The sequence below is a fragment of the Streptomyces uncialis genome (genome assembly GCF_001905345.1).
In the GTDB taxonomy this organism is placed as follows: Bacteria; Actinomycetota; Actinomycetes; order Streptomycetales; family Streptomycetaceae; genus Streptomyces; species Streptomyces uncialis.
The window spans coordinates 402,568-421,546 of sequence record NZ_LFBV01000004.1 but is presented as its reverse complement, the minus strand read 5'-3'; the positions used below and the strand labels follow the sequence as shown (position 1 = coordinate 421,546).

The window sequence follows — 18,979 nt, the reverse complement described above, 5'->3', positions numbered from 1 at the left end:
ATCTCTGCCCGCAGACTCCGATGCTCTTCAGTAGGACCACAGGTACGTCGTACCGAGCGCGTTGGAGCGAGGACGGAGAATCCCGACCGGCCCCGCCCCGAAGAACAAACAGGACGCGCCCCAAAGGGGCGCGGGGAACTGCGCAAAAACGAGAACAGGCCCGCACCCGACGAGCGACAGCAGGAGGCAGCATCCAGGGGCGCGGGGAACTGCGCAAAACCACCGAGCGACAGCACAGGAACAAGCGCGTCCACCCGGACAGACCTAGGAAGCGCAAGCAAAGGCGACCTGCGGGGAACTGCGCAAACCACGAACGACGGCACAGCAAGGAAGGACGCCCAGCACAGGGAGACCTCGGAAGCGCAAGCGAAGGCGACCCGCGCCCGCCACCGTCGCCACGACCCCGTGACCGGTGTCCGCGCCCCCGCACAGAGGGCACGACCACCATCGCCGGGCGCGGCCCGACTGCCATACCCGGTTGATGTTGGCCCAGGCTTGGGCGATACTCCACATCTTCCGCCTTCTTTTGCTATGCCCTGATCAGCTTTTTAGATCGCTTTTGGTGATCCCCGTCCCCTGGGAGACAACTGCCCGATGGGCGCCACCCTGCGTGCCGCGCGAGCCCTGCTGCTGCTCGTCGGCTTCCACCTCCTCGGGTTCGCCCTCCTGGCGATCCTCGCGGGGGCCAACGCCGTACTGCTCCTGTGGGAGCCCACGGTCGTCACCCTCCTGCTGCACACGGTCACCGTCGTGCTCGCCGTACCCGTGCTGCGGGGCGTGTTCCTGCTGCGGCTGCCCCGGCGGGACGAGCCGGGGGGACTGCGGGTCAACGCCGAGGACGAGCCGCGGCTGTGGCGCGTGGTCGGGGAGCTGGCGGAGCGGCTGGACACGGGCGCGCCCTCGGAGATCGTGCTGACCGGCGAGGTCGCCGCGACCGTACGGGAGCGTTCCCGGCTGCTCGGGCTGCTGCCGGGCAAGCGGCGGCTGGAACTCGGACTTCCGCTCGTCCAGGGCCTCGGGGAGGCCCAGTTGCGGGCCGTCCTCGCCCATGAGCTGGGGCATTTCGCGGAGCACGGCACCCGGTTCGCCCCGGCCACGGTCCGCACCCGGACCCGGTTGCTGCGTACGGTCGCGCACTTCGGTACCCGGGAACGCGCGAAGCGGGAACGCGACCGCGAGCGGGCGACACGCAAGGCCGCGGAAGCCGCGGCCCAGGGCAACGAGGACGGACGGCTGCGCCAGGAGCGCAAGGCCGCACGGGCGGAGCGCGGCTCCCGCAGGACGTACCGGGTGATGACGCGGATGTACACGCTGTACGCGCGGCTGGGCCTGCGGGCAACCCTGGCCGCGGCCCGCCGCCATGAGCTCGCCGCGGACCTGGCCGCCGTGCGGATCGCCGGCCGGGACGCGAGCGTGTCGGCGCTGCGGGAGATCCCCGTGCTGGAGGCGGCGTACGAGCATTACACCGGCCGCTATCTGTCGCTGGGCGTGGACTCGGAGCTGTTGCCCCCGCGCGGTGAGGTGTTCGGCGGTTTCGGTGCGCTGCTGTCGGCCCGCACCCTGGATCTGCTGCGGATGCGCGACGGGCTCGGGACACCCGCCCCGGCACGCCACGACGCCCATCCGCCGCTCGCGGAGCGGGTGCGCCGGATCGGGGAGCTGCCCGCCGACGGCAGGACCGACGAGGGCGCGGGCGCCGCGCTGGACCTGCTGGCCGACCCGGGCCGCACCCTCGCGGAGCTGGAGGACGCGGCGCTGACGCCGGAACTGCTGGCGCTGCCGCGCACGGACAGCTGGCAGGACCTCCTGGAGCGGTCCATGGAGCGCGAGATGCGCGAGTTCGGCTCCCCGCTGCACCACGCGCTGGCCCGCTACACCGGCCGTCCGCCGACCCTGTCCGCGCTGCTCGGGGTGATCGACGAGGGCAGGCTGTGGCGGGTCGCGCAGCGGCTGCCGCTGTCGGACGAGGCGACGGCCGCGCGCGGCCGGGCCTTCCGGGAGTTCGTCCGGCCCTCGCTGCGGGACGCGATGAGCGGGATGGCGCTGGCGGAGCTGGCCGCGCACGGGCTGCTGCGCTGGGAGTTCTCCTGGGAGACGGCACCCCGGGTGCTGGTGCCGGGCGACGGCCCCGATCTGGACGCGGCCGTCGAGGCGGCCCTCGCCGATGTCCCGGACACCGGCCCGCTGCGGGCCCTGCTGCCGCACGCGGGCACCGCGGACCCCCTGCACTGACCACGCCCCACCGCGTACTCCCCGCACCGCCCGCGTCACCCGCCGCCCACCCCCGCGCTGAACCCGCGTCACCACGGCGCACCACCGCGCACGACCGCCCCACTCGCCCCGCCCCCACCCCGCCACGCCCCGAACGCCGTACCCCCGCTCTCACGAAAGCGATCCACCCGTGTCAACTCTCACCTGGGTTCTGCTCATCGTCCTGGTCCCCGTCGCGCTCGTGGTGGTCGGATTCGGGCTGTACATGCTGAAGGCCGTCGTCCAGGGCGCCCTCGAAGGCTGGCGCTCCGGGAAGGAGGACGACGACGACGCGTACGAGTCCCCCGACGAGGTGCTGGCGCAGGGTTTCCTGCCCATGGAGCGGCAGAACACCGACCGGCGCGAGGCCGACTCCCCCGAGCGGTCCCGGGCGCTCGCCGCCGTGAAGGGCGGCGACTGGAAGGCCGCCGCCGCGCTGATGGACGCGGCCGGCCGTGACTGGCAGGCCCGCACCGACCTCACGTACCAGCTGGGCGATCTCGCGGCGGACGACGACAGCTGGCTGCTGGCCTGGGAGAACGAGCGGCCCGACGACCCGACGGCCGCGCTGCTGCGGGCCAGGAGCACGGTGGGGCTCGCCTGGAACATCCGGGGCAGCAGACGCGCCAAGTACACGACCGGTGAGCAGTTCGAGGGCTTCCACCGCACGCTGGCCCGCTCCCGGGAGGAGCACGCGCGGGCGGCCGAGCTGGCGCCCGAGGACCCGACGCCGTACATCAGCGAGTTGGACACGGCGAAGGGGCTCGGCTATCCGAACGCCGAGGTGGACCGGCTCTGGGACGAGATCGCGGCCCGGGCCCCGCACCACTTCATGGCGCACTACTCGGCGCTCCAGTACTGGTGCAAGAAGTGGGGCGGTTCGGAGACCCTGGCGCGGGACTTCGCGGCGCGGGCGGCCGAGAGCGCCCCGCTGGGCAGTCTGCTGACGGCGCTGCCGCTGTTCGCGCACTTCGAGCACGACGAGTCGGAGGACACCGAGGCGGACCGCACCCCCCGGATGCGGGCGCTGGTCGACGCGGCCCTCGCGGACGCGGCGGCGGCGGACCCGGCGCATCCCCAGCTGTCCGGGGTGCGGCACATCCTGGCGTTCTATCTGTCGCTCCAGGACCGGGACAAGGCGGCGGCGGAGCTGTTCCGGCTGGTGGACGGGCATGTCGGGGTCGTCCCGTGGAGCTACCGGGGCGACCCGGCGCTGGCGTACGTGAAGCTGCGGGACGCGACGGTGCTCGCGGCGGCGGAGGACTGAGCCGGGGAGAGGTCCGCCGACGGCCGTCCGGTACGGGTTCCCACCGCGGGGGCCCGTACCGGACGGCCGTCGTCGTCAGGCGCCCGTCAGTTCGTTGGGGATGTGCGGGAGCCGTACCGGGGTGCCGCGTTCGGCGGATTCGAGGTCGACGGTGTGCAGCCGCTTGCCCGCCGGGTCGGTGATGTACGCGGTGTGGTCGCGGACGAACAGGGACGGGCGGGGACGCTGCCAGTCGAGGGGCTCGCGCCACGGGTCGAGGACCGGGACGCGCCGGGTGACCTTGCCGGTGCCGGGGTCGATGATGTGCAGCGCGCCGTCGGTGCCGAGGACCAGCGCCTCACCGTGCGGTCCCCGGCCCAGCGAGCGGAAGGTGTAGCTGGTGCCGAGGTCGACGAGGGTGAGACGGCCGGTGGCGGTGTCGATGAGGGACACCTTCTCGGGGCGTTCGAGTTCGGCGTCGGGGTCCTGCTTGTAGTCGCCGAGGACGACCGCGGAGTGCTCGCTCCCGGCCTGGTTGCCGATCCTGCCGTACGGGGTGGGGCTGTCGACCTTGGTGATGCGGCCGTCACGCACGACGAGCGCGCCGTCCTCGCAGCCGACGACGACGGCTCCGCCCCGGGCGGTGGCCTCGCCGTGCACCCCGGGGCACTTGTCGCTGCGGGCGATCACCGCACGGTCCTTGTCGAGGAGTTCGATCCCGGTGCGTTCCTCCTCGGTGCCGAGGGTGCTGACGAGTTCCCCGCCGGGGAGGGTGACGGCCACCCCGTGGTGGGGCCGGGCGGCGCGGTAGGTGTCGGTGGGGGGCTTCTTCTCCCCGGCGGGCAGATCGCGCAGCGCGGCGGGGTCGAACAGGGTGACCTCGCCGGAGCCGTCCGCGAACAGGGCGGTGCGGCCCGCGTGATGGACGACATGGCCCGGGTCGGCGGCCGGGAAGCGGATACCGGTGAGCGCGGGCGCGGCGGCGTCGAGGGCGCGGAAGCCGTCGGCCTCGGAGACGAGGACATGGCGGCCGTCACCGGCCGGGTTGACCCGCAGGAACCCGGGCAGCGGCAGATCGGCGGCGACCTTCAGGGTGTCGCCGCGCAGGACGAGGAGGCCGCCGTCGTAGCTGGCGACGAGCGGGTCGGGCACGGTCGCGGCGGGTGCCTTGGCGGCGGGCCGCTGACCGCGGGAGCCGCCGTCCTGTTCGCCGCAGGCGGTCAGGGTGAGGGAGAGGGCGAGCAGCGCGGAGAGTCCGGCGGCCGTCCGGGGGGTCGTTGGATGACGCATGGTCGGGTGTTTCCTTTCGGGCCGCCCGGCGGGCGGCGAGGGGTCAGCGGGAGGTCAGGGCGGCGGTGATCGCGCGGGTGTTGGCGCGCATCATGGCCAGGTAGGTGGGGGCGCCGCCGTCGGGTCCGGTGAGGGACTCGGTGTACAGCGGGACCACGGAGACGCCGAGTCCGGTCTCGTCGCGCAGCACCCGGGCGAGCCGGTCGGGCTGCGCGGCGCCGGTGAAGACGGCGGGTACGTCCGCCGCGCGGATCGCGTCGGCGAGGGACTTCAGGTCGGACGCGCTGGGTGAGGCGAGGGTGCTGCCGCCGGGGATGACGGCGCCGACGACGGTGAAGCCGAAGCGCTGGGCGAGATAGCCGAAGACATGGTGGTCGGTGACGAGCCGGCGGCGTTCGGCGGGCAGCGCGCCGAAGGCGGTACGCATCTCGGAGCCGAGCTGGTCGATGTCCCGTCCGTAGCGTGCCGCGTTGTCCCGTACCCGGCCGGGGTCGACGCCTTCGACATCGGCGGCGATCCGGTCGGCGATGAGCGTCACGGCGGTGCGGACCCGCTGGGGGTCGGTCCAGAAGTGCGGGTCGGGCTGTCCGGCCCCGTCACCGCCCCGGTGGTCGATGGGGTCGACGGCGGGGGCGACGGCGAGCACGGGGACGCCGTCGTCCTCGGCGGCGCGGACATGGTGCTGGACGTTCTCCTCCAGGCCGAGTCCGTTGTGGACGACGAGGTCGGCCTGTTCGAGGCGGGCGGCCTGCGGGGCGGACACCCCGAACGAGTGGGGGTCGGTGCCGGTCGGCATCAGGACGGTGACCTCGGCCTCGTCACCGGCGATCTCCCGGGTGATGTCCCCGAGGATGTCGGTGGTGACCACGACGCCGGGCCGGTCCGGCCGTTCGGTGGCGCAGGAGGTGAGCGTGGCGGCGGTGACCGCGCACAGCAGCGCGGCGAGGGCGGTACGGCGGCCGGGGAGGCGGGGGCGGGTCATCGTCCGGTCTCCACGAGGTGGGTGGGGCTGAAGCCGAGCCGCAGGACGCGGGCGACCCGCAGTCCGTCACCGAAGTCGATCTCGTGGACGCGGTCGCCCCCGGGGTCGTTGACGTAGGCGCGGCCGGAGTCGACGGCGACGACGGCGGTGGCCCCCGCGCCGGAGGGGTCCTTCAGCAGCGCGCGGGACGCCGTGCGGCGGCCGGTCGCGGGGTCGTACGCCCGCAGCACGCCGTCCGTGCCGAGCGCGAGCACCGGGGTGCCCTCGCCCGCCGTGTTGACGGCGGCGACGGGTCCGGTGCGGATCAGGGTCCACCGGCGGGCCGTCACATCGAGGACCCACACCGCGTCCTCGCCGGAGCGTGCGGTCAGGGTGGTGGCGCCGGGCCGGTGGTCGAAGCGGGTCGCGCGCTCGCCGGGCGCGACGGGCCGTCCGTACGGGACGCGGTGGGCGGTGAGGTCGCCGTCCTCGCCGCTGACGATCAGCGCGCCGTCGGCGCAGCCGAGGACCGCGCCCCGGCGGGTGACGGTGGCCGCGCGCGGTGCGCGGCAGCGCTCGTCGAGGACGGTGACGGTCTTCACGGTGCGGTCGCGTACCTCGACGGTGTCCCGGCCGGGGCCCGTGCCGGGTACGAGGAGGCGGCCTTGGTAGGGCACGACGGGGGCCGCCGTACCGAGCCGCAGCGCGCGTTCCCCGCCGGGGGCGGCGGAGGTCGGCGCGGGGCGGGCAAGGAGCCGGGTGGTGCCGTCCGCGCCGGTGACGGCGGTGACCGTGGCGTCGGTGTGGATCCGGTGCGGGGGCCGGACGGGTACGGGGTCCAGGGCGCGGGGCGTGGCCCGGTAGTGATGGACGTGGTCGCCGTGGTCGACGGTCCAGCCGCCGCTGTCGACGACCGTGAGGCCCTTCGGGGTGCTCAGATACGCGTAGCGGCCGTCGCCGGTCATCGCGCGCACCCCGGGCGCGCGGCCGGTCGCGGTGACCTCGCCGGTGACGAGGTCCAGGACATGGACGGCGCCGCTGCCGCCGTCGGCGAGCACCAGCCGGGACTGGGCCTCGCCGGTCTCCTCGGCCCCTTCGACGTGGCCGTGCGGCCGGGCTCCGGCGGATTCGGCGCGGTCGGTGCCGGGCGGGGTGGGGGCGGTCCCGCAGGCGGTGAGGGCGGTCAGGGTGGTCAGGGCGAGGCCGAGCGCGAGGGTGCGTGCGCGGGGACCCGCCGTACGTATCCGGTGCGTGGTGGTCATCGGTCGGTACCGGTGTTCCTTCCCGGGAGCCGTGACGGTCCCGTTCGTACGTGTTCCTGAGCGGGTCGCTCGGGCGGTCGCGCGGTTTCCTGGTCCTCCGGTCCGCGCTGCTGGACGTGGCTGTCGGGTGCGGGGCGCTCGTGGGAGCGCGGTTCCTCGGGGCCCTGGGTCGTCGGCGCCCGGCCCGCCCGTTCCGGCGAACCGCGCGGGAACACGTCCGCCCACCCACGCGGCGCCGCGGACCGGACGCCCGGACGGCCGCGTACCGCGAGGACCGCGGTCGACACCAGGAACTGGAGCACCGCGACCGCCGCGACACTCGCCCCCGCGGCGGTGCCGAGGTGCCACGACAGCAGCAGTCCGAGGAACGTCGCGCTCGCCCCGAGGCACGCCGCCGTCGCCATCACGGCCGGGATGCGCCGCGCCCAGGGCAGCGCGGTCGCGGGCGGTGCGATGAGCAGCCCGAGCACCAGCAGGGTGCCGACGACATGGAACGAGGCCACGATGGCGACGGTCAGCAGTCCGAGCAGGGCGGCGTGGGCGGCCCGGGGCCGCAGTCCGAGGGTGCGGGCCTTGCGTTCGTCGAAGGCGAGGGCCACGAACGCCCGGTGCCCCAGCGCGGTGACCGCCAGGGCGAGGACCGCCGCGAGGGCGAGCCGGACGAGATCGGCGTCCCGGACGGCGAGCACGTCACCGAAGAGGAAGCCGGTCAGATCGACGGCGAAGGACGGCGAACGGGACACCACGATGACCCCGAGGGAGAGCATCCCGACGAACAGCAGACCGATGCTGGTGTCCTGGGAGAGCCGGGGCACCCGTCCGACGGCGGTGACCCCGAGCGCCATGACCACCGCGCTGACGGCGGCCCCGGCGGCCGGCGGGCCGCCGAGCAGCGCGGCGACGGCGACACCTGGCAGCAGCCCGTGGGCCATCGCGTCCCCGAGGAACGCCATGCCCCGCAGCACGACCCAGGTGCCCGCCAGGGCGCAGATCAGTGACACGAGGATGCCGCCCCACAGGGCGCGTTGCACGAAGGCCACCTCGAAGGGCGCCGTGAGCCAGTCCATGAACCGGGACCCTATAATGAAAATGATTATCACTTCAACATAGCTTCGTCATGACTTCGGCCGACTTCGGCATGGCAGGGCACGGCTTCGACATGGAGGTGCGGCGGATGCGCCGACGGAACACGGCCACGGACCGGAAGACGACGGGAACGACGGGAACGCCGACGAACACGCGGACGAACGCGGCCGGGCCGGTGGCACCGAAGGAGCCCGGCGGCGACGGCACCTGGCGGATCGGCCTCGACGGGGTGGCGGCGGGCTACCCCGGACACCCTGTGCTGTCGGGGCTCACCGCACGGCTCCCGGCGGCGGCGAACACGGTCCTGGTCGGCCCGAACGGCTCGGGCAAGTCGACGCTGCTCGCCGTACTGGCGGGGGTGCGTCCCGTGACCTCGGGCACGGTCACCCATCACGCGGGCGGGCGGCCCGCGTTCGTCGCACAACGGGCCGCGGTGCCGGACGCGCTGCCGCTCACCGTCCGGGACACCGTCGCGATGGGCCGCTGGGACCGGCTCGGCCCCTGGCGGCGGATGTCCGCGCGCGACCGTTCGGTGGTGGACGCGTGCATGGCACGGCTCGGGATCACCGGCCTCGCCGACCGCCGGCTGGGGGATCTGTCGGGCGGTCAGCGGCAGCGGGCGCTGGTTGCCCAGGGCCTCGCCCAGGAGTCCGGCCTGCTGCTCCTGGACGAGCCGACGACGGGCCTGGACGCGGCGGCCCGGCGGATCATCACGGAGGTCCTGGCCGACGCGGTGGCCGACGGGGTGACGGTGGTGCAGGCGACCCACGACATGACGGCGGCCCGCCGCGCGGACCACTGCCTGCTCCTCGACCAGGGGCGGCTCGCGGCCTCCGGCCCGCCGGCCACGGTCCTGTCGGACGCGGCGCTGGTACGGGTCTGGGGGCTGGACGGCGACCGATGAGCCGACCGCGCGACGGTGTTCATCCGGTGCCCGCGCCGGTGTTCATCCAGCGCCCGCCACCGTGTCCAGGAGGATTCCCGCCGGTCCCATGTCTCCTGTCTCATGGAGCGGCGGGGTGCTCCGGGGCCGGTCCGGGGCGGGCGGCGGCCTTGAGGGACAGCACCATGGTGAGGCCGCCGCCGGGGGTGTCCTCGGCGGCGAGGGTACCGCCGACTGCCTCGGTGAACCCCCGGGCGACGGCGAGCCCGAGTCCGACCCCGGCGCCGCGCGGGGCGTCACCATAGCGCTGGAAGGGCTCGAAGATACGGTCCTTGACCGGGTCGGGCACCCCGGGCCCCCGGTCCACCACCCGGATCTCGACCCGGTCGGCCATCGCACTGGCCGACACCAGGACGAGCTCGCCGTCCGGGCTGTACTTGACGGCGTTCTCCACGACGTTGGCGACGGCGCGTTCCAGCAGACCCTTGTCGACGGACACCATCGGCAGCCGCTCCGGAATGTCGAGCAGCACGCTCCGCTCCGGGTCCGGCAGCCCGCCGAGGGCCATCGGGACGACCTCCTCCAGGTCGATGTCCCGGATCAGCGGCTGGACGGTGCCCGTCTGGAGGCGTGACATGTCGAGCAGGTTGCCCACGAGGTGGTCGAGCCGGTCGGCGCCCTCCTCGATCGCGGCGAGGAGTTCCGCCTGGTCGGCGGCCGACCACTCGACGTCGTCCGAACGCAGGCTGGACACCGACGCCTTGATCCCGGCGAGCGGGGTGCGCAGATCATGGCTGACGGCGGCGAGCAGCGCGGTACGGATGCGGTTGCCCTCGTCCAGGGTGCGGGCGCGTCCGGCCTCCTGTTCCAGTCGCTGGCGGTCGAGGAGTACGACGGACTGCGCGGCGAACGCGGCGAGGACCCGGCGGTCCTCGGCGGGCAGCACCCGTCCGGACAGCGCGAGCGCCATATGGTCGCCGACCGGCATGTCGACGTCGGCGTCCTCGGGCCGTTCCACCGGGGCGGGGCCGACGCTGCCCGCGCAGGTCCACGGTTCGCCGTCCCCGGCGCGTTCCAGCAGGGCCACCGACTCCATCGCGAACGTCTCGCGCACCCGCTGGAGCAGTGCGTCGAGGGTGGTCTCGCCGCGCAGCACACTGCCCGCGAGGAAGGACAGGATCTCCGACTCGGCGCGCAGCCGGGCCGCCTGATGGGTGCGCCGCGCCGCGAGATCCACCACGGACGCCACCGCCACCGCGACCCCTATGAAGATCACGATGGCGACGATGTTCTCGGGATCCGCGATGGTGAGGGCGCTCAGGGGCGGGGTGAAGAACCAGTTGAGCAGCAGGGAGCCGAGGACGGCGGAGGTGAGCGCGGGCCACAGTCCGCCGAGCAGGGCCGCGCCGACCGTCAGCGACAGATACAGCAGCATGTCGTTGGCGAGGCCGACCTCGGGGGCCGCGCTGTGGAGGAGCAGCGTCAGCAGCGCGGGGCCGAGGACCCCGACGAGCCAGCCCTGGACGACCCGTCGGCGTCCGAGGCGGGCGCCCCGGGCGCCGGGCAGTCCGCGGCCCTTGCCCATCGCGGCATGGGTGACGAGGTGGACGTCGAGGTCGGGGCCCGAGTCCCGGGCGACGGTGGCGCTGACCCCGGGGCCGAACATGTACTGCCAGGGTCTGCGCCGGGACACCCCGAGGACGATCTGGGTGGCGTTGACCCCGCGCGCGAAGGCGAGGAGAGCGGTGGACACGTCGTCCCCGACGACCTGGTGGTAGGTGCCGCCCATGTCCTCCACGAGGGCGCGCTGGTCCGCGAGTTCCTTCGGGGAGGCGGCGGTGAGTCCGTCGCTGCGGGAGATGTAGACGGCGAGCACCTCTCCGCCCGCGCCCTTCTCCGCGAGCCGCGCGGCACGCCGTATCAACGTCCGCCCCTCCGGACCGCCCGTGATGCCGACCACGATCCGCTCCCGGGAGCCCCATATCTTGGAGACCCGGTGGGCGCTGCGGTACTCCTGGAGGTATTCGTCGACCCGGTCCGCGACCCACAGCAGCGCCAGCTCACGCAGCGCCGTCAGGTTCCCCGGCCGGAAATAGTTCGACAACGCCGCGTCGACCTTGTCCGACTTGTAGATGTTCCCGTGCGCCATCCGACGCCGCAACGCCTGCGGCGACATATCCACCAACTCGATCTGATCCGCCCGCCGCACCACCTCGTCCGGCACCGTCTCCCGCTGCCGCACCCCCGTGATCGACTCCACCACATCACCCAACGACTCCAGATGCTGGATGTTCACCGTCGAGATCACATCAATACCCGCGGCCAGCAACTCCGCCACGTCCTGCCACCGCTTGCCGTTCCGCGAACCCGGCACATTCGAATGCGCCAGCTCGTCCACCAGCACCACCGCAGGACCCCGCGCCAGCACCGCGTCCACATCCATCTCCGTGAACACCGCACCCCGGTACACCAGCTCCCGACGCCCCACCTGCACCAGGCCGTGCAGCATCACCTCCGTACGCGGGCGGCCATGGTGCTCCACAAAACCCACCACACAGTCCGTACCCCGCTCCACCCGACGATGCGCCTCCGACAACATCGCGTACGTCTTGCCCACACCCGGCGCCGCACCGAGATAGATCCGAAGCTTGCCGCGTCCCATGTTCCGCCGGCCCTCAATTCTCGAAGCGGTAGCCCATGCCGGGTTCGGTGATCAGATAGCGGGGGTGCGAGGGGTCGGGTTCCAGTTTGCGCCGGAGCTGGGCCAGATAGACCCGGAGGTAGTGCGACTTCCCGCTGTGTGAGGGACCCCAGACCTCGCGCAGCAGTTCCCGTTGGGCGACGAGACGGCCGGGATTGGTCACCAGGATCTCCAGCAGATGCCATTCGGTGGGGGTGAGACGGATGTCGCGGCCGTCGCGTGCCGCCTTCTTCGCGACCAGGTCGACGGTGAAGTCGGGGGTCGTGACGAGCGGGACGGGCCCCGGGGGCGCGGCGCGGGTGCGGCGGACGGCGGCCCGTAAGCGGGCGAGGAGTTCGTCCATGCTGAACGGTTTGGTGATGTAGTCGTCGGCGCCCGCGTCCAGGGCGGCGACCTTCTCCTCGGGGGCCCGGCGCGCCGACACCACGAGCACCGGGGCCGGGCTCCGGCCGCGCAGGGCCCGCAGTACGGCGACCCCGCTCATGTCGGGCAGTCCGAGGTCGAGGAGGACGGCGTCCGGGGGGCGCGCCGCGGCACGCCGGATCGCGGTGGCGCCGTCCGGTGCGGCGTCGGTGTCGTAGCCGCGGGCTCTCAGGGTGATGACCAGCGCCCGCACGAGTTGGGGATCGTCCTCCACCACCAGCACCCGGGTCATCGGTGTGCGGCCTCCTCCGTGCGTGTTCGTGTGGGGGGTGTGCGCGGCCCGGGGAACCGTGGGGTTCCCCGGGCGTACGCGGTCAGCGCCGGGTCAGTTCCCGTAGCGCGATGTTCAGTTCGAGGACGTTCACGGTGGGTTCGCCCATGAAGCCGAGGATGCGGCCGTCCGTGTGGTCGTCCACGAGCCGCCGTACCTGGTCGACGGGCAGCTTGTTGCGTTCGGCGACCCGGTGGACCTGGAGGTCCGCGTACCGGGGGGAGATCGCCGGGTCGAGGCCGGAGCCGGAGGAGGTGACCGCTTCGGCGGGCACGTCGGAGGGCCGCACCCGGTGGGTGGCCGTGGAGTTGTCCGCGACGACGGCGGCCCGCGCTTCCTTGACCTGCTTGATCAGCTCGGGGTTGTCGCCGGCGAGGTTGGTCGCGCCGGACAGCAGCAGCGAGTACTGGGTGTTGACGGAGTTGGTGCCGAGGCCGTTCTGGGGGCGGCCCTGGAACCATCGGAGGTCGGCGGCCGGGGTCTCCTCGCCCTTCTTCAGCGGCAGGTTGTACGCCTGGCCGATGAGCGAGGAGCCGACGACCTTGCCCTCGGAGGTGAGCTCGGAGCCGTTCGCCTTGTCGCGGAACAGGCCCTGGGCCACCCCGGTGACGGCGAGCGGGTAGAGGACGCCGGTGATCACGGTCAGCACCAGCAGGGCGCGCAGTCCGGCGCCGAGCAGCCGTGCGGTGTTCGAGACGGATTTGTTCATGACGGTCAGCCGATCCCGGGGATGGTCGAGATGATCATGTCGATGACCTTGATGCCGATGAAGGGGGCGATCAGTCCGCCGAGTCCGTAGATCCCGAGGTTGCGCCGCAGCAGCTTGTCCGCGCTGACCGGCCGGTAGCGGACGCCCTTGAGGGCGAGCGGGACCAGCGCGATGATGACGACCGCGTTGAAGACGACGGCGGACAGGATCGCCGAGTCGGGTGACGACAGCCGCATGATGTTCAGGGTGTCGAGGCCCGGGTACACCGCCGCGAACAGTGCCGGGATGATCGCGAAGTACTTCGCGACGTCGTTGGCGATGGAGAAGGTGGTGAGCGCGCCCCGGGTGATGAGGAGCTGTTTGCCGATCTCCACGATCTCGATGAGCTTGGTGGGGTTGGAGTCCAGGTCCACCATGTTCCCGGCCTCCTTGGCGGCCGAGGTCCCGGTGTTCATCGCTACGCCCACGTCGGCCTGGGCCAGGGCGGGCGCGTCGTTGGTGCCGTCCCCGGTCATCGCGACGAGTTTGCCGCCGGCCTGTTCGCGTTTGATGAGGGCCATCTTGTCCTCGGGGGTGGCCTCCGCGAGGAAGTCGTCCACCCCGGCCTCGTCCGCGATGGCCTTGGCCGTGAGCGGGTTGTCGCCGGTGATCATGACGGTTCTGATGCCCATACGGCGCAGTTCGGCGAACCGTTCGCGCATACCGTCCTTGACGACGTCCTTGAGGTGGATGACCCCCAGGACCCGGGCCCCTTCGGCGTCCTCGACGGCGACCAGCAGGGGGGTGCCGCCCGCCTCGGAGATCCGCCGGGCGGCGGCGTCGGCGTCGGGCTGGGCGGTGCCGCCCTGCTCCAGGACCCAGGCGAGTACGGAGCCGGTGGCGCCCTTGCGGATCCTGCGGCCGTCGGTGTCGACGCCGGACATCCGGGTCTGGGCGGTGAACGCGACCCAGTCGGCGCCGGTCAGCTCGCCCTGATGGCGTTCACGCAGACCGTACTCCTCCTTGGCGAGGACGACGATCGAGCGGCCCTCGGGGGTCTCGTCGGCGAGCGAGGAGAGCTGTGCCGCGTCCGCGACCTCGGCCTCGGTGGTCCCGGCGACGGGCACGAACTCGGCGGCCTGACGGTTGCCGAGGGTGATGGTGCCGGTCTTGTCGAGGAGCAGCGTCGACACATCGCCCGCGGCCTCGACCGCGCGGCCGGACATGGCGAGGACGTTGCGCTGCACCAGCCGGTCCATGCCCGCGATACCGATCGCGGACAGCAGCGCCCCGATGGTGGTGGGGATCAGACAGACCAGCAGTGCCACGAGGACGACCATGGAGAGGTCGGCGCCGGCGTGGGCGGCGAACGGCTGGAGGGTCGCGACGGCGAGCAGGAAGACGATGGTGAGCGAGGCGAGCAGGATGTTCAGCGCGATCTCGTTCGGGGTCTTCTGCCGGGCCGCGCCCTCGACCAGGGCGATCATCCGGTCGATGAAGGTCTCGCCGGGCTTGGTCGTGATCTTGATGACGATCCGGTCGGAGAGGACCTTGGTGCCGCCGGTGACGGCCGAGCGGTCGCCGCCGGACTCCCGGATGACGGGCGCGGACTCACCGGTGATGGCGGACTCGTCGACCGAGGCGACCCCTTCGACGACGTCCCCGTCGCCGGGGATGATGTCGCCGGCCTCGCACACCACCAGGTCACCGATGCGCAGGTCGGTGCCGGGCACCCGCTCCTCGTAGCGGCCCTCCGCGCCGAGGCGGCGGGCGACGGTGTCGGTCTTCGCCTTGCGCAGCGTGTCGGCCTGGGCCTTGCCGCGCCCCTCGGCGACGGCTTCGGCGAGGTTGGCGAAGACGACGGTGAGCCACAGCCAGGCGGAGATGGCCCAGCCGAACCAGTCGCCGGGGTCCGCCAGGGAGAACCCGGTGGTCAGCACCGAGCCGACGAGGACCACGAACATCACGGGCGACTTGACCATCACCCGGGGGTCGAGCTTGCGGAAGGCGTCGGGCAGCGACTTCAGGACCTGGCGCGGGTCGAACAGACCCGCGCCGACGCGCCCCGCGTCCTTGTGTCCGGTGGTGACGTCCTGGTGGGGCGCCCGGGTCGGGGATGCGCCGGGGGGCGCGGGAGCTGTCATGGGGTCACCTGGGAGGTCATCGGTACGGGTGTTCATCACGCCAGCCCTTCGGCCAGCGGGCCGAGGGCCAGCGCCGGGAAGTAGGTCAGACCGGTGATGATGAGGACGGTTCCGGCGAGCAGCCCGGTGAACAGCGGCTTCTCGGTGCGGAGGGTGCCGGCCGTGGCCGGTACGGGCTGCTGCTCGGCGAGCGATCCGGCGAGCGCGAGGACGAACACCATGGGGAGGAAGCGGCCGAGCAGCATCGCGAGGCCGATCGTGGTGTTGTACCAGGGGGTGTCGGCGCCGAGTCCGGCGAACGCGGAGCCGTTGTTGTTGGCGCCGGAGGTGTACGCGTAGAGGACCTCGGAGAAGCCGTGCGCGCCGGGGTTGAGCATCGAGTCGGCCGGGGTCGGCAGGGCCATCGCGGCGGCGGTGAAGCCGAGGACGAGTGCCGGGGTGACGAGGATGTACAGGGCCGCGAACTTGATCTGGCGGGTGCCGATCTTCTTGCCCAGGTACTCGGGGGTGCGGCCGACCATCAGTCCGGCGATGAACACGGCGATGATCGCCATGATGAGCATCCCGTACAGCCCGGAGCCGACCCCGCCGGGCGCGATCTCGCCGAGCATCATGCCGAGCATGGTGATGCCGCCGCCGAGCCCGGTGTACGAGGAGTGGAAGGAGTCGACCGCGCCGGTGGAGGTGAGGGTCGTGGACACCGCGAAGATCGCGGAGGCGCCGATCCCGAACCGGGTCTCCTTGCCCTCCATCGCGCCGCCCGCGATCTCGTAGGCGGGCGAGCGGTGGGCGAACTCGGTCCACCACATCAGGGCGATGAAGGCGACCCAGATGGTGACCATCGTGCCGAGGATCGCGTAGCCCTGGCGCACCGAGCCGACCATGGTGCCGAAGGTGCGGGTGATCGAGAAGGGGATCACCAGGATCAGGAAGATCTCGAAGAGGTTCGAGAACGCGTCGGGGTTCTCGAAGGGATGCGCGGAGTTGGCGTTGAAGTAGCCGCCGCCGTTGGTGCCGAGTTCCTTGATCGCTTCCTGCGAGGCGACGGCACCGCCGTTCCACTGCTGGCTGCCGCCGGTGAACTGGCCCACCTCGTGGATACCGGCGAAGTTCTGGAGGGCGCCGCAGGCCACGAGCACGATCGCGCCGACCGCGGCGAGCGGCAGCAGGATACGGACCACGCCGCGCACCAGGTCGGCCCAGAAGTTGCCGAGTTCACCGGTGCGGGAACGGGCGAAGCCGCGTACCAGGGCGACCGCGACGGCCATGCCGACGGCGGCGGACACGAAGTTCTGCACGGCGAGGCCGCCGGTCTGCACGACATGGCCCATGGCCTGTTCGCCGTAGTACGACTGCCAGTTGGTGTTGGAGACGAACGAGGCGGCCGTGTTGAACGCCTGGTCCGGGTCGATCGAGGCGAAGCCGAGGGAGCCGGGCAGGCTGCCCTGGACGCGTTGCAGCAGATAGAGGAAGAGGACGCCCACGGCCGAGAAGGCGAGGACCCCGCGCAGATAGGCGGGCCAGCGCATCTCGGCGCTCGGGTTGGCGCCGATGCCCTTGTAGATCCACTTCTCGACGCGCAGATGTCTGCCGGAGGAGTAGACCCGGGCCATGTGGTCGCCCAGGGGGCGGTGGACCAGTGCGAGCGCGGCCATCAGCGCCAGCAGCTGGAGCACTCCGGCGAGTTCGGAGCTCATATCCGTCTCAGAACCTCTCCGGGTAGATGAGGGCGAGGACGAGATAGCCCAGCAGGGCGGCGGCCACGAGCAGGCCGACGATGTTCTCGGCGGTCACAGCTTCGCCACCCCCTTGGCGACGAGTGCCACCAGTGCGAAGACAGCGATCGTGGTGACGACGAAGGCCACGTCGGCCATCGTGAACTCCTGAGTGAGAGACAAATGCGTCAGCCGGATGAGCGGACTTTCCGAGGAAACCGCCTTCCCGGGCGTCGGCGGTCCGCGTTGACGCGCCTCTTACGGCGCTGTGCACCGTATTGACGGCTCCCATACGGGTCGCCTTCGCTCGCGCTTGTGAGGTCTCCCGTGCGGGGCGCCTTCGCTTGCGCCCCCGGAGGTTCCTTGTGCCGGGCGTACTCGTTCCTGTGCCGTCGCTTCCCAGGTCTGTCCGGGTGGACGCACTTCGCTCCTGTGCCGTCGCTCGGTGGGTTCGCGCAGTTCCCCGCGGGTCGCCTTCGCTTGCGCTTCCCAGGTCTGTCCGGGTGGACGCACTTCGTTCCTGCGCCGTCGCTCGGTGGGTTCGCGCAGTTCCCCGCGGGTCGCCTTCGCTTGCGCTTCCCAGGTCTGTCCGGGTGGACGCACTTCGTTCCTGCGCCGTCGCTCGGTGGTTTCGCGCAGTTCCCCGCGCCCCTTTGGGGCGCCATCTGCTTGTTCTTCGGGTCGGGGCCGGTCGGGATTCTCCGTCCTCGCTCCGACACGCTCGGTAACACGTCCAGTGGTCCTACTGAAGAGCATCGGAGTCTGCGGGCAGAGATTCCCGCCCACCCCCTCCCGTAGCCGGGCGAGTCCGCGAGGAGGGTGGTTGAACCCCGGCCGGGCTGTTGCCGGCCCGCTGTCTGATCCCACCCGCAGACTGAGAACAGCCCCAGGTGGGCGCCCCAAAGGGGCGCGGGGAACTGCGCAAAGACGAGGGCGGACCCGCACCCGAAGAGCGACCGCAAGGAGGCACCACCCAGGGGCGCGGGGAACTGCGCACCCACGGCCGTACCCGCACGGGAACAGATACGTCCAGGTGGGGAACCCCAGGGGCGCGGGGAACTGCGCACCCACCGAGCGACGGCACAGGGACAAGCGCGTCCAGCCGGACGGACCTCGGAAGCGCGAGCGAAGGCGACCCGTAGGGGGCCGACCAGCGGTTACCCCACTATGCGCTGCGCGTATACACCGTGCGTATAGTGGCGGCCATGCCAATCCACGACCAGCGCGGCGCGACGGCCGCGCGCAACAAGATGTCCACGCCACACAAGACGGGGAACCGACCCCGCGGGTTGCGTTCGCGCGCGGGTGTGGCCGTGATCACCCTCGTCACCCTCGGACTCACCACCGCGCTGACCGGGTGCGGCACCGACACCGAGGCGCCCAGCAAGGTCCGCTCCGACGCGGGTGACGACGGGAAGGGGAAGTTCGGGTCCGTCGACTGCCGCGAGGACAAGTGCATAGCCCTGACCTTCGACGCGGGGCCGCACGGCAAGCACACACCCCGGCTGCTGGACATCCTCAAGAAGGAGAAGGTCCCGGCGACGTTCTTCCTGCTGGGCAAGAAGCACATCGACACCCACCCCGAGCTGGTGCGGCGGATCGACGCCGAGGGGCATGAGATAGCCAGCCACACCTGGACGCACCGCAGGCTCACCGAGCTCGACGCCGACGAGGTGCGGTGGGAGCTGGAGCGCACGAACAAGGAGCTCAAGAAGCTCACGGGACGCGCGCCCACGCTGATGAGGCCGCCGCAGGGCCGCACCGACGAGGAGGTCAACAAGATATCCAAGAGCCTCGGGCTCTCCGAGATCCTGTGGACCGTCACGGCGAAGGACTACAAGACGACCGACTCCGCGCTGATCAAGCGCCGGGTGCTGGAACAGTCCGGGCGCGACGGGATCATCCTGCTCCACGACATCTACGACGGCACGGTGCCCGCGGTGCCGGGGATCATCGAGGAGCTGAAGTCCAAGGGCTACACGTTCGTCACCGTGCCGCAGCTGTTCGCGCCGGGGGTCCCGGAGCCGGGCAAGGTCTACCGCTGACCCGGGGCCGGGGG

Annotated in this window: 13 protein-coding genes and 1 pseudogene; 4 read left to right on the top strand and 10 right to left on the bottom strand. The window is 72.2% G+C overall.

The features are described 5' to 3' along the window. Positions 1 to 594 precede the first annotated feature (594 nt). Together AB852_RS18905 and AB852_RS18900 are read left to right on the top strand one after the other, a co-directional pair. Positions 595 to 2,232 (top strand): M48 family metallopeptidase, encoded by a 1,638-nt coding sequence (locus tag AB852_RS18905; protein ID WP_073789838.1) that lies wholly within the window; start codon positions 595 to 597, stop codon positions 2,230 to 2,232. 169 nt (positions 2,233 to 2,401) lie between these two features. Further along, on the top strand, positions 2,402 to 3,517 hold the full coding sequence (locus AB852_RS18900; RefSeq protein WP_073789835.1) for a hypothetical protein: 1,116 nt from the start codon (positions 2,402 to 2,404) through the stop codon (positions 3,515 to 3,517). A gap of 75 nt (positions 3,518 to 3,592) precedes the next feature. Here the strand turns inward: AB852_RS18900 and aztD are convergent, their stop codons facing one another. The 4 genes and pseudogenes from aztD to aztB all read right to left on the bottom strand — a co-directional run. Then, entirely contained in the window at positions 3,593 to 4,786 is a 1,194-nt protein-coding gene (aztD, locus tag AB852_RS18895) for a zinc metallochaperone AztD (RefSeq protein WP_073789833.1), read from the bottom strand. 43 nt (positions 4,787 to 4,829) lie between these two features. Next, the gene (aztC, locus tag AB852_RS18890) at positions 4,830 to 5,768 is read right to left on the bottom strand and encodes a zinc ABC transporter substrate-binding protein AztC (protein WP_073789830.1); all 939 of its coding nucleotides are present in this window, start codon (positions 5,766 to 5,768) and stop codon (positions 4,830 to 4,832) included. Then, on the bottom strand, positions 5,765 to 7,009 hold the full coding sequence (locus AB852_RS18885; RefSeq protein WP_073789828.1) for a hypothetical protein: 1,245 nt from the start codon (positions 7,007 to 7,009) through the stop codon (positions 5,765 to 5,767). The genes aztC and AB852_RS18885 overlap by 4 nt, the downstream gene beginning before the upstream one ends. Before the next feature lie 230 nt (positions 7,010 to 7,239). Further along, positions 7,240 to 8,076: pseudogene (aztB, locus tag AB852_RS18880) on the bottom strand (zinc ABC transporter permease AztB); the annotation flags it as partial. Between the two features lie 50 nt (positions 8,077 to 8,126). Here aztB and aztA point away from each other — a divergent pair. Beyond that, positions 8,127 to 8,999, top strand: a complete 873-nt coding sequence (gene aztA / locus AB852_RS18875) for a zinc ABC transporter ATP-binding protein AztA (protein ID WP_245876830.1) — start codon at positions 8,127 to 8,129, stop codon at positions 8,997 to 8,999. A gap of 100 nt (positions 9,000 to 9,099) precedes the next feature. Here aztA and AB852_RS18870 read toward each other — a convergent pair whose 3' ends face one another. From AB852_RS18870 to kdpF, 6 genes are all read right to left on the bottom strand, one after another. After that, complete coding sequence (locus tag AB852_RS18870; RefSeq protein WP_073789826.1) at positions 9,100 to 11,640, bottom strand: sensor histidine kinase; 2,541 nt, start codon at positions 11,638 to 11,640, stop codon at positions 9,100 to 9,102. A 13-nt stretch (positions 11,641 to 11,653) separates the two neighbouring features. Continuing rightward, a complete protein-coding gene (locus AB852_RS18865) occupies positions 11,654 to 12,334 on the bottom strand; it encodes a response regulator (protein WP_073789823.1) in 681 nt (226 codons plus the stop codon). Positions 12,335 to 12,416: 82 nt separating this feature from the next. After that, positions 12,417 to 13,082, bottom strand: a complete 666-nt coding sequence (locus AB852_RS18860; protein WP_073789821.1) for a potassium-transporting ATPase subunit C — start codon at positions 13,080 to 13,082, stop codon at positions 12,417 to 12,419. Positions 13,083 to 13,087: 5 nt separating this feature from the next. Next, positions 13,088 to 15,205, bottom strand: coding sequence for a potassium-transporting ATPase subunit KdpB (gene kdpB, locus AB852_RS18855; protein WP_107499283.1), 2,118 nt, complete (start codon positions 15,203 to 15,205; stop codon positions 13,088 to 13,090). Positions 15,206 to 15,240: 35 nt separating this feature from the next. Next, positions 15,241 to 16,902 carry a potassium-transporting ATPase subunit KdpA gene (kdpA, locus tag AB852_RS18850; RefSeq protein ID WP_073789817.1) on the bottom strand — a complete coding sequence of 554 codons (1,662 nt, stop codon included), beginning with the start codon at positions 16,900 to 16,902 and terminating at the stop codon, positions 15,241 to 15,243. A gap of 7 nt (positions 16,903 to 16,909) precedes the next feature. Beyond that, the gene (gene kdpF / locus AB852_RS18845) at positions 16,910 to 16,999 is read right to left on the bottom strand and encodes a K(+)-transporting ATPase subunit F (protein ID WP_073789815.1); all 90 of its coding nucleotides are present in this window, start codon (positions 16,997 to 16,999) and stop codon (positions 16,910 to 16,912) included. A gap of 1,171 nt (positions 17,000 to 18,170) precedes the next feature. On the opposite strand from kdpF, the gene AB852_RS18840 reads away from it, so the two are divergent. Then, entirely contained in the window at positions 18,171 to 18,965 is a 795-nt protein-coding gene (locus AB852_RS18840; protein ID WP_399505061.1) for a polysaccharide deacetylase family protein, read from the top strand. Positions 18,966 to 18,979 lie beyond the last annotated feature (14 nt).